This window comes from Dyadobacter sp. HNCC25DJ187 (assembly GCF_056895255.1).
Genome location: NZ_JBXHAT010000001.1, coordinates 2484408 through 2500538 on the forward strand (window position 1 = coordinate 2484408; position 16131 = coordinate 2500538).

The window sequence follows — 16131 nt, forward strand, 5'->3', positions numbered from 1 at the left end:
CGGCAATACTGAGCGGCTTTTGCATAAAAAAAATTCCTCAACTGAGTGGCTACATAGCCATTTCAGTTGAGGAACAATGTACTCATATGCTATTTCACTCTGCGAGTTCTAAAGGAAAATAAGCAATAAACTTGGCACCATGTTCGGGCTGTGATTCAGCAAAGATATAACCTGAATGGTTCTCCATAATCTTCTTACAAATAGCCAATCCTATACCTGTTCCCGGATATTTGTTTCCCGGATGCAATCTCTGGAAAACATCAAAGATGCGTGATGCATATTCACTTTCAAATCCAATGCCGTTATCCTGAACAGAAATTGCGTAGAATAATTTGTCAGCCGGCGCTTTGCTATCAGCAATTTGAGAGGAGGTTATCTGTTTAATTTGAATATTGATAACCGGACTGATATCCTGAACAGAAAACTTAAGTGCATTGCTCACCAGATTTACAAAAAGCTGATGTACCTGAAAAGGGATTACTTTTAGTGTTGGTAAAGTTTCAACCTGAATGACAGCATTCTTCTCTTCAATCGTATCGCTCAGCTCATCCTGTACATTTTCCAGAATAACATTGAGATCAATTTCCTCAAACACCTTGTCCATATTTCCTGCTTTGGAATACGTCAGGATGTCCTCAATCAGCAACTGCATTTTTTCTGCTGCAAACCGCATGCGCTCCACCGAATCTTTAACCTGGGCAGATATATCCGTTTTTTCTCTGTCAAGAATCTTAGAAGCAAATATCTGAATCTTGCGCAAGGGCTCTTTCAGATCGTGGGTGCTGATCCAGTTCAGATTCGCAAGCTCTTTATTAGCAGCCTTCAGCTCTTCGTTGAGAATTCTGTTACTTTGCTCCTGACTACGTACATATCTCAGATTGATATGCTTTTGTAAGGCATATGCAAAGCTTGCCGCAGCATGTATCTCAGCTTTGCGCCAGGCCGTACTCTTATTTTTAACCTCCTCCATCCATAGCTCGAAGGATTTTCTCGGCGAAAGGCGTGTTTCACCCATTTCATTGACAACAACTGCCTTATGCGGATTCCCGGCCCAGCTAATGGTTTCACGTCTTTCTTTTCTCAGCCAGAGAATACCATCCGGTGTACCTGCGGTGATAGAATGATAGATGATACCGGCGGCATATTTAGCCAGTTTTTCTCCATCCTTGTATACATTCAGAATACGCTCCGTGTGGATTCCTTGTGATGGATATTTTTCGGACAAATATTTCATCAAAGGAAGCAGATCCTCCGGCTGTGGTACATATCCATTCTGGTATATTTTACCTTTATAATAAATGACAAAACCGGTGGCATTGGCAACTTTAAGTAAAGAAGGATCCCGGAAATAATCTTCGATAAAATTGTCATTCTCATGCAGCAACGACATAGAATCGGACAGTGCCTTTTCTACAGTCTGCCCTACTTCAAATTCTTCAGCTACCTCGCGGACTGAAATTTGAGAGGTAAGGAAATGCCCCTGGAGCAACGCCGATAGTCTTGTATAGTGAGGAAGTATTTTCGGTGTATAGTGGTGGCAGGCAATGAGCCCCCAAAGCCTGTTATTTTGTAGCAATGAGATAGTAAGCGTAGCATTTACTCCCATATTCCTCAAATATTCCAGATGTATCGGAGATACACTTCTCAGCACCGACAGACTCAGATCCACCGAACTATTGCTCAGGTTCTCCCTGTCGATGGTCAGTAACGGAACAGCTGTATAGTTTACATCAGCGATGGTTCTCAACTGATTCCTGATATACAGTTGCCTGGCCTGCGCCGGAATGTCGGTATGAGGGTACTTCTGTCCGGCAAAAGAACTCAGATCATCCCTTTTGCTTTCAGCAATAACCTCACCATTGTATTCCGCATCAAATTTATAAATCATGACACGATCATAGCCGGTTATCTTGCGCATCTCACCAGCCATATCCTTACACAAATCCTGCAGATGGCTATGTTTTTCCATCAGGGACACGAAGTTTCTGGTTTGTGCGTACAAATCCGGAAGCCCTATCGAACCATCAGGAAATGGTTCGAATTCCAGAATGAGCGTATCGCCGCTTTGATGTACTGTTGTATTATACGGAATGTCATTTTTTGTGAACACAAACGGCCGTGCAACATCAATTTCAACGTCTGTATATTTATCAAACTGATCAGACTGATGCTGGTCAAACAAGTCTGATAATTTTTTACCCAATACGACATCAGGAGTGCAGCCAATGAAGTTACCTGTATTTTGGCTGCAATATTCTATGACATAGCTTTCTGTATTTAATCCTAGCAGAAAGCCATTTGGTTGTATACTTCCGGGAATGTGTATAGGTTCACTTTCACAGTTGGCAAGATTGACCAAGTCCCGGTTTATGATATCTCTAATCTTCATATTATAATCATGTGGCCAAAGGCCGCTTACGCTTTGAGCCAGTTATCCACATCCTTAAAGGTTTGAGTAGCACCTTGAATTACATTCTGCTCAGCATGATTGAGCACAGCATAAGCAGCAAACGAAGAAACAAAGCGCTTCCATTTCGGCCCTGTTTCGGTGCCATATCCCCAGAAGAAGGAAGCTCCTGAAGTTTCATCCAAACCTAATACTTTCTGAACATGTTTAAACAAAACTTTGCCTCCCAGTGTAGAGCCTTCCAGTACATACATGATCCCAAGTGCCTCAGCCAAATCAGCGGGAGCAAATTTATGAATGCTCAGCTGTTCTATAGCGGCCTGATCCATTCCGGTAACCTGAAGGTCTTTCAAAATCAGGTGCGCCTTTGTTCTTTCATCCAAATCATTAAATGAATCATTAAGAACGGGATACACATCGCGCTCACAACCAGCAACAACGCCGTACATTTTGGAAAGATAATCCTGATATATTTTAATGGAAATGTCGGGAGAAAGTATCCCTTTTGAACGTTCGTTGTCTTCCAGCCCTTTATGACTCTCAGCTGTTGCAGCTCTGAGGTTATTTAAAAAAGTGCTGGTATCCAGACCGACAGGGGTTTCATGCATAAATGAAATGAGAAGTTTTACCTTAAATTACCTGATCAAAAATTGTTCCAGAGACACCCCATCTTGTAAACTTTCTTTTTCAGAAAGGCACTTTTCTATGATGTTTATCAGTCCGGAGAAGCTATTCGGTTTTTGAATGTACAAATTTGCTCCGGCCTGGTAAGCGGATTGTATCAGATAATCAGCTATGGAAGTTGACAAAATCACAACCGGAATATCCTTATACGAAGCAGAGTTTCTGATTTCAATAAGACATTCCATACCATTCTTAACAGGCATGTTCATATCCAGAAAAATCAGATCGGGTTTAGCCATTAGCCTCCCTAAAATATCCATAAGCTCCATTCCGTTTTCTGCAACGTCCAGTTTTGTAACGGTAGGAACTTGCTCCAATGCTTCCTGAAAAAGTGATGTATCGTCGTCGTCGTCGTCCGCAAGTAAAATGTGGACAGGGGCATTTTGCTTCATTTAGTAACCGATATTGCTTATTTTTCTACTTAGAATTCATATTTTTCCCGTTGAATCGCCGGCCGGTATTTGAATCCACAAATGTAATATTTCTTTTTTTTCAAACTCTAATATATACGTCAGTGATAATCCCCTGGATTGAAGGAAGAATCGATTTTTTACCGCTTCAAACAAAAAAGGAATGATTAAACTATCTATTCAGTTGGCATAATTTTTTATCTCTACCCAACAACGTTCACACTTAATACCATAATATTTATGAAAAAGATCCTATTAAGCACTATGCTCATCGCTTCCATGATGGCATTTACTTCGTGTAACTCAAATAAAACAGAGGATAGCAAAGAAGTGGCTGAAGACCAAAACGAACAAAAATTTGAAGATACCAAGGTAGAAGATGATACAGAGTTTGCTGTAGCTGCAGCAGATGGTGGTATGTTTGAAGTGAAACTCGGAGAATTGGCGCAAACAAATGGTTCAGCAGCATCAGTGAAGGAGTTCGGTAAAAAAATGGCTACTGATCATGGTAAGGCAAATGAAGAACTCATTTCATTGGCAAAGCAGAAAAACATTTCTCTTCCAATGGCACTTAGCGATGATAAACAGAAAAAAGTAGATGATCTTGCTTCTAAAAAAGGCAAGGATTTCGATAAGGCTTATGCTTCTTTGATGGTGGATGATCATCAGGAAGATATAGAAGATTTCCAGGAGGCAGCAAAAGATGCTAAAGATCCTGAAATCAAATCCTGGGCAGCTGAAAAAGTACCTACTTTGCAGCACCATCTTGAAATGGCAAAAAAAATGAAGGATGCGGTGAAATAACCAGTTCCAAATAAGAATAAAAAGGAAGCATGTTCTGACATGCTTCCTTTTTTTGTTTTTGACCTTGTTTCTTATTTTTATCAGGTCTTATGATTCTGAATTTGGAGATGACCTCAGGAAAGATTTACTTTGTCTACTAATCTAATAGAGTAATATGCAAAACCTTTTAGTTCATATCGTTTCATGAAAATTTCATTTACGCTGGGTTCCCTCATTTGTGTATTTCTTTTGACGAGCAGTGTGGCCTCTGCCCAGCAAAATAAACCGAATATCATTTTCATTTTTTCGGATGACCATGCTTATCAGGCAATCGGTGCTTACGGCAACAAGCTCGCAAAAACACCTCACATTGACCGATTAGCTAAGGAAGGTGCATTATTGACTAACAATATTGTCACCAATTCCATTTGCGGCCCAAGCAGAGCCACGTTACTGACAGGCAAGTACAGTCACAAAAATGGATATAAGAGAAACGACCTGACACTTTTTGATACGAATCAAACTTTATTCCCCGAACTGCTGAGACAAAATGGGTACCAAACTGCCTGGATCGGCAAAATGCACCTCAACAGTTTGCCTGCCGGATTCGACTACTGGAACATTTTACCCGGACAAGGAAATTATTATAATCCTGATTTCATTTCGCAGCCTAATGACACCACTCGCTATGATGGCTATGTATCAGATGTAATCACCAGGTTTTCTACTGAATGGCTAAGCAAAAGAGACGAAAGCAAGCCTTTTTTCCTGATTGTCGGACATAAGGCAACACACCGCGAATGGCTCCCTGATTTACAGGATCTAGGCGCTTATGATCATGTTGAATTCCCGTTGCCTGCTAATTTTTATGACGATTATAAAGGAAGAAACGCCGCTGGTGAGCAAGATATGACCATTGAGAAAACCATGCGGTTGAAGCAGGATCTCAAGGTACATGCTGACTATGAAAAGGATCGGACATATAACCGCTTCAACACCGAACAGCTAAAGGTCTTCAAAGCATATTATGATAAAGTATCAAAGGAGCCTGTGGATAAAAAACTAACAGGAAAAGCACTCACAGAATGGAAATACCAGCGCTATATGAAAGACTACCTTTCCACAGCCAACAGTCTTGACCGCAATATTGGAAAGTTGCTTGACTATGTGGATCAAAGCGGATTGGCTCAGAACACCGTTATCATATATGCTTCTGACCAGGGCTTCTACCTGGGTGAACATGGATGGTTTGATAAACGCTTTATCTATGAGGAATCACTGAAAACACCTTTTATCATTCGCTATCCGGGTGTAACCAGGCCAGGATCTCAGGTAAAAGATTTGGTATTGAATATTGACTGGGCTCCTACTGTGTTGGATATCGCTGGTGCTGCTGTGCAACCTGACATGCAAGGTAAATCATTTGTGCCCCTGTTAAAACAACAAAACTCAGAGGCAAAATCGAACTGGAGAAAAGATGCCTATTACCACTATTACGAATTTCCTGAACCACACCATGTATATCCTCATTTCGGAATACGTACCGATCGCTATAAGTTAGCCTATTTCTACGGTGGAGCAGATTCCTGGGAATTGTATGATCTGAAAACAGACCCTACCGAAATGTTGAATCTGTACGGATCGAAGAGTTCAGAAAAAATTACAGCCGACCTCAAAGGTCGCCTCAAATCGTTAATGAATCAGTATCAGGACACTGAAGCACTTGGAATACTGAGCAAAGCAAAAAAATAACTTACATGTCAGTTCAACGGAAATATAAGGTTTCAAAAATTAATAAGTTACTTCTCGCAGTGAGTGTACTGAGCTTTCTTGCATGCAACTCCGATAAAAAAACAGCGGAACAGGTAGCGGATAGTCTGGCTCACTGCGCTGCCGACGGAATGCCTTCACGCGCAGGTTTCATCAAAAACGCAAGTCAGGTAAATGAAGGAAAAGCTGACACCACCGGAATGGTGTGGATCCGTGGCGGGAAATATCTGATGGGTTCAGATGAATTTCCCGATTCCCGACCTGTTCATGAAGTTTCGGTGAATGGCTTTTACATGGACCAGCATGAAGTAACCAATGCACAATTCGCAGCATTCGTAACGGCCACCAATTACAAAACTATTGCTGAACGCCCGCTAAATTCAGCTGATTATCCGGGTGTTCCGGCTGACAAACTCGTTCCGGGATCTGCTGTTTTCACGCCTACTCCTACCCGGGTATCCCTCGATAATCCACTGCAATGGTGGAATTATGTTCCGGGTGCTTATTGGGCGCAGCCCGAGGGAAAAGGAAGTTCAATAAAAGGAATGGAGAATTACCCTGTCGTACACGTATCTTATGAAGATGCCGCTGCTTACGCAAAATGGGCAGGGAAGCGCTTACCTACGGAAGCAGAATGGGAATTTGCGGCAAGAGCAGGAAAGAGTGATCAGCCGTATTATTGGGGTAAAGAACTCAAACCCGGGAACAAATGGGTTGCGAATATATATCAGGGGCATTTTCCCGATAAAAACACGAAGGAAGATGGATATCTTACAGCCGCTCCGGTAAAATCCTTTCCTGCAAATCCTTATGGCTTATACGATATGGACGGCAATGTATGGGAATGGTGTTCTGATTTTTACCGACCTGACGCTTATATCAAATCGGTATCCAATAACCCAAAAGGCCCGTCGGACAGCTACGATCCTGATGAACCTGGTGCAGTCAAACGCGTTCAAAGAGGTGGGTCTTTTTTGTGTAGTGATGAATATTGTATTCGTTACAAAGCAGGTAGCCGCGGTAAAGGAGAGATTACGAGTGGTAGCAACAACCTCGGTTTCCGATGCGTTAGTGATAGTAAGTAAGTTTATTTCAAATTCATTTCATTGACCAAAAGCATTTATGCATACGCGTTTTCTTACTGTTCCGGGTCTTGCAAGTTCAGGCCCTAATCATTGGCAAACCATATGGGAAGAGCAATATCCTGATCTGTTCGAGAGAGCAGAACAGGTTAACTGGGATTGGCCTGTCAAGGACGAATGGGTTCCAAAGCTTCAGGAAACGATCAGCCAATTAACTACGCCAACCATTCTGGTCGCTCATAGCCTGGGCTGTATTACTGTAGCACACTGGGCTCAGGAATTTCAGTCTGAATTGATAAAAGGAGCTTTGCTGGTTGCTCCGGCCGATGCAGATTTATCGAAACGACTCAACTTTGTAGTGGGATTCAAACCTATACCAGTTACCAAATTGCCTTTCAAAAGTATAGTCGTTGCAAGCACCAATGACATATATGCATCTATCGGGAGATCCGAGAAATTGGCCGGAGACTGGGGAAGCGAATTTATTAACATAGGCAGAAAAGGGCATATTAACGCAGTTTCCAAGCTTAATGACTGGCAGGAAGGAAAAGATATACTTCAAAAACTTTCAGGTTTAAACTTTTCGGCTATTTCGGTGTCATAGATGTATTGGAAATTTTACATCAGCGTAATAGGGTATTTCAAAACGTATATTTATCTTTCAATCAATTCTCTTTCCATTTAAAATCAAACAACTATCATGAAAAAAATCTTTGTCTTTATTCTTGCAGGTGTAATGTCAGGTTCTGCCGTATTTGCAGGAGGACCGGAAAAAGCAGATAAAAAGTTGACCGTAGATCCTAAAAGCACCAAAGTTGAGTGGGGAGCGAAAAAAGTAACCGGAACGCACGCAGGTAATGTACCGCTTACAAGCGGAACGCTCATTGTGGATGGTGACAAACTCAAAGGTGGAGATTTCGTACTGGATCTTAAAAATCTCACTGTTACAGATGTGAAGGATGCAGAAATGAACGGAAAACTGACTGGTCATCTTAAGAATAAAGATTTCTTTGATGTAGAAGCGCACCCTCAGGCGAAGTTTGTCATTACATCAGTAACTCCGAAGTCAGCGGGCGCTTATGATGTAGCCGGCAAGCTGACTATCAAAGGAATTACGCATGACATTAAATTCCCTGCTACTGTGAAGTCGGATGCAAAAAAGGTTACTGCTGATGCTAAAATTGTTGTAGACCGCACGAAATATGATATCAAATTCCGCTCATCCAACTTTTTCGAAAACCTGGGTGACAAAGCTATTGACAACGACTTTACGCTGGATGTAAGTCTTGTTGCAAATAAATAAGCCCGAATCACATCAGTTACATGACCTGTTTTCTTCGGAAAACAGGTTTTTTTATTTTTTCGGGTGTATATAATCCAATGAACAATTAAATGGATTTAACTTTGACCAAACTAAACCTGGACTACATTCCATGAAATGCAAACAATTCCTTTTCCTTTTTCCTATATTCCTGTTTATACAACAGGCTCATGCGCAATCCATCAATACACTTCCCGACTGGGCAATGGGAGGATTTGTACGTCCTGCAGGTGTTAATCCTGTTATATCTCCAGACAGTACTTCCCGATTTATGTGTCCTATGAACGAACGCATGACCGATTGGGAATCGAATGATACCTTCAATCCTGCGGCTACGATCAAGGATGGTAAAATTGTAGTACTGTACCGTGCAGAAGATAAGGCGGGTGTAGCCATTGGCAAAAGAACCTCACGCATAGGTTATGCCTCCAGTGCTGACGGAGTTCATTTTGAAAGGAGAAAAACACCTGTTTTATTCCCTGATAAAGACAGGCAGAAAGGGAATGAATGGCCGGGCGGCTGTGAAGATCCGAGGGTCGCTGTAACTGAAGACGGTCTTTATGTAATTTTGTATACCCAATGGAATCAGGATAAGGCACGTATCGGTGTGGCCACATCGCGTGATCTGATCAAATGGGAAAAGCACGGCCCGGCGTTCAAGCAAGCCTACAATGGTAAGTTTAACAACATCTGGACCAAATCGGGATCAATCCTTACAAAGCTATCCAATGACAAACAAGTGATTGCCAAAGTGAATGGTAAATACTGGCTTTATTTTGGCGAAGCGCATGTAAACATTGCTACATCAACAGATCTGATCAACTGGGAACCTGTAGTAGACCAGAGAGGTGAACTGATTAATCTGATATCACCCAGAAAGGGCTACTTTGACAGTAATCTTACAGAATGTGGACCGCCAGCCATTCTTACAGAAAAAGGGATTGTGTTGCTGTATAATGGTAAAAATGATAAAGGAGAAAACGGAGATAAAAGATATACCCCGAACAGCTATTGTGCAGGACAGGTTTTGTTTGATAAAAATGATCCTACAAAAGTACTGGCCAGATTGGATGTTCCCTTTTTCCGTCCGATGGAGCCATTTGAAAAAAGTGGTCAGTATATAGCGGGCACCGTTTTCATAGAAGGAATGGTATATTTCAAAAATAAATGGTTGCTTTATTACGGTTGCGCCGACTCTCGCGTGGGTGTAGCTGAATACGATCCGACAGGTAAAACCCCGGGAGATCCTATCCCCTGATCTGCACTGGTCAAATTTCCTATAGCATATGCATGGTAATCAACGTCACCTTGCATATGCTATTTTTTTACGTATTATATCCTCTATTTTTGCTTACATATCAGATACAATACTGTCACCAGATGAAAATTGCTTTTATAACTTATAGCGGATCTGTGAAATATTCCGCAGCCAATGGATTTGATGAGATTCAGGATTTACTGCCGTTTCTTCAATCCAAAGGACTTGATATACATGAAGAAATATGGGACGATCCTAAGGTCAACTGGCAAACTTACGACATTGCTTTACTTCGTATGCCATGGGACTACCACCAGAAGTTTGATGCTTTCAGGCATTGGCTAACTGAAATCGAATCAATTGGGATCACGTTGCTAAACTCCTATGAAACTGTCCGCTGGAATATTGACAAGCACTATCTGAAGCAAATTGCAGATGCAGGATTTGATATTATCCCTTCTGTTTTTCTCGAGAATGATTGGGATGGGAATATGTCATCATTATTCAAAACATTACAATCTGACCAGATTATCATTAAACCCTGCGTCAGTGGAGGATCAAAAAATACATTCAAACTCACTACCGAAACAGCAGAAAACAGTGTGCATGAAATAACAGCACTAGTTCAGGGGGGCTCGTATATGGCTCAGCCTTTTATGAAAGAAATTGAAGAAGGAGAGTGGTCTTTTACTTTTTTCAATAACTGTTACAGTCATACCATTTTAAAAAGACCTAAAACGGGAGACTTTAGGGTGCAACAGTTTTTTGGAGGCACTATTGAGCGCATGACTCCCGATTTACAGCTGATCAAACAAGCAGAAGCCTGTTTAAACACTTTCGCTAAGGATACCCTATATGCACGCGTAGACGGGTTAATGGTAAATGGTAAATTCATGCTCATGGAACTGGAATTGGTTGAGCCATTTCTATATCTGGCATATGCACCCGATGCACCTGACAATTTTTACCGCGCTTTACAGGAGAAGATGGACATATTAAAAATCAATAATACAAGATTATAAAATATTGATTATCAAACCATAAAACTTTTAAGAGTTGAATAAATATGTTTAAAGTACTGATTTTTTAATGGCATCAATCCAAGTGAATGAACTGTGGCGTATATCACTGAAATCACACTTAAAACATATAGTTTATGAAATTCTTGAAAATGAAACGCACACTATTGGCTTTTGCATTGTTCGCTGGTTTTGGAGCCTTTGCTCAAAACGAGAAAACGGTAACAGTAGGAGGAGCTGCCATGTATCCTTCTAAAAACATCATTGAAAATGCAGTTAACTCCAAAGACCACACTACCTTGGTAGCAGCTGTAAAAGCAGCTGGCCTGGTAGAAACACTATCTGGTACCGGTCCATTTACAGTATTTGCTCCCGTTAACTCAGCATTTGCCGCTTTACCTGCCGGCACAGTGGACAATCTTTTAAAACCAGAAAACAAAGAGACACTTACATCGGTACTTACATATCATGTAATACCAGGCAAAGTAGATTCTAAATCGGTTCTTAAAATGATCAAGGACGGGAACGGAAAGGCAGTTGCGAAAACAGTGCAGGGAGAAGAGCTGACGTTTACAACAAAAGGTAAGGATGTGTGGGTAAAGGATTCTAAAGGCAATGTTGCAAAAGTTACTATTGCTGACGTTTATCAGTCGAACGGTGTGATACACGTTATTGATAAAGTTCTGATGCCTTAATGCTTATTGTTATGTATAAAAACGGGCTGCCAGAGATTTATCCGGCAGCCCGTTTTTATATGGATTCATATCCAATATTATAATCTCGATAACAGATCTGCTTTTTTTGTATTGAATTCTGTTTCTGTGATTTGTCCCCTTTCCAACAACCCGCTGAGTTTCTCTATCGTCGAGATAATGATTTCTTCGGGACTGCGCAATGTGGCTTCATTCGGATTACTATATGCATGTGTCACGTCGTAAGGCATGTCAGGAGTGTCCTGGAGTTTATCCCCCGGCTCTGATATCAGCGTAAGCTCACTGAGATTAATATCTCCGTCCTGACTGGTAAAACGATATGAACGTTCATTTCCCTGCTGTTGAGAAATACCTAAAATGTGATGATGCTTAGTATCATATATCGATCTTTTGCCATCCTCTTCCACAACCAGGCGATTTTTTGGAGCAAAATAGGCATATTTGAAATTGTTTTGTGAGCCACTGGCAGTAGGATTGCCAAAAACAGTGGGCCATGCATGACCAGGTTTTACGTCCTCTGAATCAGACTGGTATGATGAAACCTTTTCTTCCGAAGTAAAGATTACCCTTGTGGAAACCAGATCAGACAGCTCTGAAGCGACTTGCTCTACTTTCACCTTCACCTCATGATTGAACATATCCCCGACCATTGTCATTCCACCTTTCATCCATTGCCCTGCTCCTCCCAGCTCAGGAATATTAAACTGAGCCATCGTTCCATGCCCTTTTACAATTGCATCCAGCAATGCTTCTACAGTCTGAAATTCTAAACCATGTTTTTGAGCAGTTTCTTCAATAATGTGGCGGCCTTCTGTTGTTAATGTTTTCATAGTAATTGTGTTAAGCTGGGGTCATACATGACACCTGCAAGGTGTGTATTTAACCATATACCATCAAAAACAATGCCATCAAGCTATTTTAAAACTGCAAGGGATAGCCGATCGTAAAAAGAAAGCCCGGATCAAGCCAGGTTTCAATCATTTCCTGCAACGTGTCAGTTTGAATCAGATATCTTTTCTCTTTACTCACGTGATATACCTGAAGCAAATCCAGGTTCTGATCCTCTCTGAAATTGTAGCATTTGATGATAAAAGACTCGTAATCCTCCTCTTCCTGCATGGAGACAACATGCCCCCGTTCATCCATCACATTGATCTGGTACATCTGTGTACTTGTCTTAAAAACCACCGGGAAATATATGATTGACTATTAAAACACAAATTTAGACATACGTCTTTCAATCGCGAAATGGACTTATTCAACGGTTGAGCAATATAATCAGAGCTTAGTCATTCGGTTACATTTTGACAGGATCTACTTTTTTCCCATGCTGGTCAAAAAACAGATCGATGTCCTCAGAACGCTTTTTAAGTTCTACTTTGAACACCGTTTCACTCCCGCTTTCCAGCTTTTCAACTTCATCAATACTGTATCCTTTGTAATCTTTGCTGATGGCTGCTTTTACAGATGCGGGCAGATCGGCCTGATGGATATCCTGCTTGTGCTTCACCACACTTCCCGCCTCATTAATCCATAACGAGTGATCTTGCCTTTTCACTTCGAATTCAACTTTGTACATCTCTGCCTTACGCTCCCATTCAACATGAGTTGCCTTTGGGAATTTTTGCTCAAATATATTTACCACCACGGAGGGCACCTCCTTTGCCGGGATATCCTGGGCAAAACAGCTAAATGTACATAGCAACATTGGTGCTAAAAAAAATATCCTTTTCATGTGTTTTGAGTTTAAAATGAATAAAAATTGATTAAAAGATGAGCATTCTATTGCTGCATGCGCGAAAAATGTTATTTCTTCCGTGGCTCATAAATGATGCGCGCCATGAAACTCATTCCATTATTTTGGAAGCTGGTCGGGATGCCGGTTACAAGTCCTAATGCAAGATTATCAGCAAGAATAATTTTCATTTGAGGGCGCAGTACTGTTTGATGACTTGCGTGACCATGTTCACTATTCACTTCCAGACCCACAAAATTGCCGGAAACAAGAACATAATGTACACTGCCATTTACCTGATAAAATAGGTCACGCCGGTTTTCCTCAGGAGTAAGCTCCCACTCCGGACCTGTATAAAGCATCGTATTAAATCTCCTGCCGATCTTTTTCGCGACGATCAGAAACGGACTGACCGAATTTCCTTTTAACATACCTCTGCCATGATCAATAGAATAAAAAGAATGCGCTCTGAATTCATGCATATATCCGGCGGCCATTGATAACTTGTGTTTCGGGGAAACCAAAAAAGTATATTGAGCCGCCAGTTTAAGTCCTTCAACTCTGTTGCGGGGTATAGCTGTATTCTCATCTCCGCCAAAAGACCGATAGAATGAAAAAGGAACCTCGACTTCGAGCCCAAGCCGATTCAGAGGAGAAAACTCGTATTCCACGAAAGTGTGATTGACCGTATAGTCCTTGTGCCCTTCAATGCCATATCCTACATTCCATTCCCTTTCGCCCTTCCTTGCTCCAAGGTCTCTGATCAGATCCATATATAATGGTTCCGCATGTCGGATTTTCACCGGTACTTTTTTCTCAGTCGAGTCAGATTGGGCTATCGCATGCATACTTACAGCGACAAAACAAATGGATATAAAAAGGATGCATTTCATACTTCCGGTGTTTTTTGATACAATGTTACGCGTCAAAACCGGAAGCAATTGGGAACAATCCGTTCGGGATAAAGAAACTTTAATTTTTAAAAGAAACCGTCATGGTATGCACTCCATCATAGGTGTAACTGATCGTCGCGCCGTACATATCCGTAATCGCTTTTACAATCGCCAGTCCCAGACCGGTACTATTATTGTCTGACGAAGATTTTTCGAACCGCCTGAAAATCCGTTCATTATTAAGTACAGAGGATACCCCTGTATTAGCAATAATGAAACGATCCTGATCGATTGTAATGTTCACTAAACCATCTTCATGATTATGAACTATAGCATTCCTGAGCAGATTAGATACAAGCACTAGGGCCATATCTTTCTGCATGATATAATTCAGTTCTGCTTTTTCCTCCATGCCAATTTTTACTTTCTTGAAACTGGCAAAATCTTCCAGCTCAGCCACCAGATCTTTGATGATTTGATTAAGACTGATTTTTTCTCCGTTTTCAAACTGGCGATTTTCAATTTTGGAGAGGAGTAATAAAGATTTGTTTAAGCGGGTAAGGCGTTCCAGTGTCTGAATAACCCGTCCAACCGTTTCCATATCCGGCTCTGTCAACGCTCCTTTCTCCGCAAGTAATTCCAGGCGATTAATACTGATGGCAACCGGCGTCTGCAGCTCATGGCTGGCATTTTCGATAAATTGCCGCTGACTATTGAAAGCATCTGTAGTATGTTGCGTCAGAGATATGACAGAATCATTCAGGATGCGAAATTCACGAACGTTAGTTTCTATTGATTTGATAGGCTTATTTACACCTAGCCTGAAATGTGTCAACTGTTCCACCATGCTGTAAAATGGTTTCCATACCTTACGAAGCAGCAGGTTATTCACAATCAGGATACTACCAATCAATGCTAAATACAGCCATATCAGCGCATAAAATAAGTCTTCAATCAGATCATCTTCTTCCACCATGGAAGATATAATCTTGAGCTCATAATAACGATCATGTTTTTTAAAGGCGGTCGTCAGCATCCGGACAGGCTCTAAATCGTCCTCAAAAGGCATATACATAAGTGTGTCTTTATGTACATCCTTGATCTTCTTTGCATACTCTTTCGGTATTTCCCGGATCTCATAGTTACCTTCTGCAAACTCATTCCTGAAAAGTATAGTCGAGTCCTGACTGGCCTTTTCGATGATAAGCATTTTAAAATTATCCAGACCATCATCCAGACTGTCATATACCTCGTCCAGCATATTCACATAAAAGATCACAGCCCACACACTTATGATGCCAAACAGTGCAAATGCCAGATACTTAAGTGTGTAGTTCAGTAAACTCATAGCTGTACAAGTTTATACCCAATACCATATACCGCCTGAACCTCTACATCTGCACGATGATCTTTTAATTTTTTCCTTAAGTTTTTAATCTGGGAATAAATGAATTCATAATCATCCGCATCCTCCATATGATCCCCCCAAACATGTTCAGCGAGCGCAGTCCTTGTTACAAGTCTGTTTTTATTTACAATCATATAGGTGAGGATATCAAATTCTTTTCGGTTCAGGGCGAGTGTCTCCTCATTCACTATCAATGTCCGATCCTCTATATTCAGTTTTAGATTTCCGAGAACCAGGCTGTTGTTTCCCTGAAAAGATTTTCTTCTCAATACAGACTTTACCCGTGCGGTGAGCTCCGCGATATGAAAAGGCTTAGTAAGGTAGTCGTCCGCACCCAGATTCAAACCTGTGAGTTTATCATCCAGTGAATCTTTGGCAGATATAATGATCACATTTTCTGATTTCCCTAAGGCTTTCAACTCCGCTAGCAAACCCAGCCCGTCTCCCCCGGGAAGCATAATATCAAGAAGAATACAATCATACTCAAAATCGATAATCTTATTCAAAGCAGATGCATAATCAGTAGCAGACTCTACCAGATAATGCTCCATTTCCAGCGATTGACGAATTACATCCTGCAGATCTGCTTCGTCTTCAACAATCAATATTTTCATAGTGGGTAAAATAACAAAGCAAAACCGGAAAAAA

At 41.2% G+C, this 16131-nt stretch carries 17 protein-coding genes; 8 read left to right on the forward strand and 9 right to left on the reverse strand.

Annotated features, from left to right (window positions below; translation table 11 throughout):
- Positions 1–94: 94 nt before the first annotated feature.
- The 3 genes from AC1XUE_RS10420 to AC1XUE_RS10430 are packed head-to-tail and all read right to left on the reverse strand — an operon-like array spanning position 95 to position 3483.
- Positions 95–2389, reverse strand: a complete 2295-nt coding sequence (locus tag AC1XUE_RS10420; RefSeq protein ID WP_483355869.1) for an ATP-binding protein — start codon at positions 2387–2389, stop codon at positions 95–97.
- Between the two features lie 26 nt (positions 2390–2415).
- Positions 2416–3015 carry a biliverdin-producing heme oxygenase gene (locus AC1XUE_RS10425; RefSeq protein ID WP_483355870.1) on the reverse strand — a complete coding sequence of 200 codons (600 nt, stop codon included), beginning with the start codon at positions 3013–3015 and terminating at the stop codon, positions 2416–2418.
- Between the two features lie 27 nt (positions 3016–3042).
- Positions 3043–3483 carry a response regulator gene (locus AC1XUE_RS10430; protein WP_483355871.1) on the reverse strand — a complete coding sequence of 147 codons (441 nt, stop codon included), beginning with the start codon at positions 3481–3483 and terminating at the stop codon, positions 3043–3045.
- Positions 3484–3741: 258 nt separating this feature from the next.
- Between AC1XUE_RS10430 and AC1XUE_RS10435 the strand changes: the two genes are divergently transcribed.
- From AC1XUE_RS10435 to AC1XUE_RS10470, 8 genes are all read left to right on the forward strand, one after another.
- Positions 3742–4305 (forward strand): DUF4142 domain-containing protein, encoded by a 564-nt coding sequence (locus AC1XUE_RS10435; protein WP_483355872.1) that lies wholly within the window; start codon positions 3742–3744, stop codon positions 4303–4305.
- Between the two features lie 183 nt (positions 4306–4488).
- Positions 4489–6036: a sulfatase family protein gene (locus tag AC1XUE_RS10440; RefSeq protein ID WP_483355873.1), complete on the forward strand. Its 1548-nt coding sequence runs from the start codon at positions 4489–4491 to the stop codon at positions 6034–6036.
- Between the two features lie 5 nt (positions 6037–6041).
- Entirely contained in the window at positions 6042–7139 is a 1098-nt protein-coding gene (locus AC1XUE_RS10445) for a formylglycine-generating enzyme family protein (protein WP_483355874.1), read from the forward strand.
- A 37-nt stretch (positions 7140–7176) separates the two neighbouring features.
- Positions 7177–7740, forward strand: coding sequence for an RBBP9/YdeN family alpha/beta hydrolase (locus tag AC1XUE_RS10450; protein ID WP_483355875.1), 564 nt, complete (start codon positions 7177–7179; stop codon positions 7738–7740).
- 96 nt (positions 7741–7836) lie between these two features.
- Positions 7837–8439: a YceI family protein gene (locus AC1XUE_RS10455; RefSeq protein ID WP_483355876.1), complete on the forward strand. Its 603-nt coding sequence runs from the start codon at positions 7837–7839 to the stop codon at positions 8437–8439.
- A 130-nt stretch (positions 8440–8569) separates the two neighbouring features.
- Entirely contained in the window at positions 8570–9715 is a 1146-nt protein-coding gene (locus AC1XUE_RS10460) for a glycoside hydrolase family 130 protein (RefSeq protein WP_483355877.1), read from the forward strand.
- 122 nt (positions 9716–9837) lie between these two features.
- Positions 9838–10737: an ATP-grasp domain-containing protein gene (locus AC1XUE_RS10465; protein WP_483355878.1), complete on the forward strand. Its 900-nt coding sequence runs from the start codon at positions 9838–9840 to the stop codon at positions 10735–10737.
- A gap of 134 nt (positions 10738–10871) precedes the next feature.
- A complete protein-coding gene (locus tag AC1XUE_RS10470) occupies positions 10872–11429 on the forward strand; it encodes a fasciclin domain-containing protein (protein WP_483355879.1) in 558 nt (185 codons plus the stop codon).
- Positions 11430–11506: 77 nt separating this feature from the next.
- Here the strand turns inward: AC1XUE_RS10470 and AC1XUE_RS10475 are convergent, their stop codons facing one another.
- The 6 genes from AC1XUE_RS10475 to AC1XUE_RS10500 form a co-directional block, all read right to left on the reverse strand.
- Positions 11507–12277, reverse strand: a complete 771-nt coding sequence (locus tag AC1XUE_RS10475) for an SHOCT domain-containing protein (RefSeq protein ID WP_483355880.1) — start codon at positions 12275–12277, stop codon at positions 11507–11509.
- An 88-nt stretch (positions 12278–12365) separates the two neighbouring features.
- On the reverse strand, positions 12366–12611 hold the full coding sequence (locus AC1XUE_RS10480; RefSeq protein ID WP_483355881.1) for a hypothetical protein: 246 nt from the start codon (positions 12609–12611) through the stop codon (positions 12366–12368).
- Between the two features lie 133 nt (positions 12612–12744).
- Positions 12745–13182, reverse strand: a complete 438-nt coding sequence (locus AC1XUE_RS10485; RefSeq protein WP_483355882.1) for a PepSY-like domain-containing protein — start codon at positions 13180–13182, stop codon at positions 12745–12747.
- A 71-nt stretch (positions 13183–13253) separates the two neighbouring features.
- On the reverse strand, positions 13254–14075 hold the full coding sequence (locus tag AC1XUE_RS10490) for an HAEPLYID family protein (protein ID WP_483355883.1): 822 nt from the start codon (positions 14073–14075) through the stop codon (positions 13254–13256).
- 79 nt (positions 14076–14154) lie between these two features.
- Positions 14155–15423: a sensor histidine kinase gene (locus AC1XUE_RS10495; protein WP_483355884.1), complete on the reverse strand. Its 1269-nt coding sequence runs from the start codon at positions 15421–15423 to the stop codon at positions 14155–14157.
- Positions 15420–16097 carry a response regulator transcription factor gene (locus tag AC1XUE_RS10500; protein ID WP_483355885.1) on the reverse strand — a complete coding sequence of 226 codons (678 nt, stop codon included), beginning with the start codon at positions 16095–16097 and terminating at the stop codon, positions 15420–15422. Before AC1XUE_RS10500 ends, AC1XUE_RS10495 begins: the two co-directional genes overlap by 4 nt.
- Positions 16098–16131: the final 34 nt, after the last annotated feature.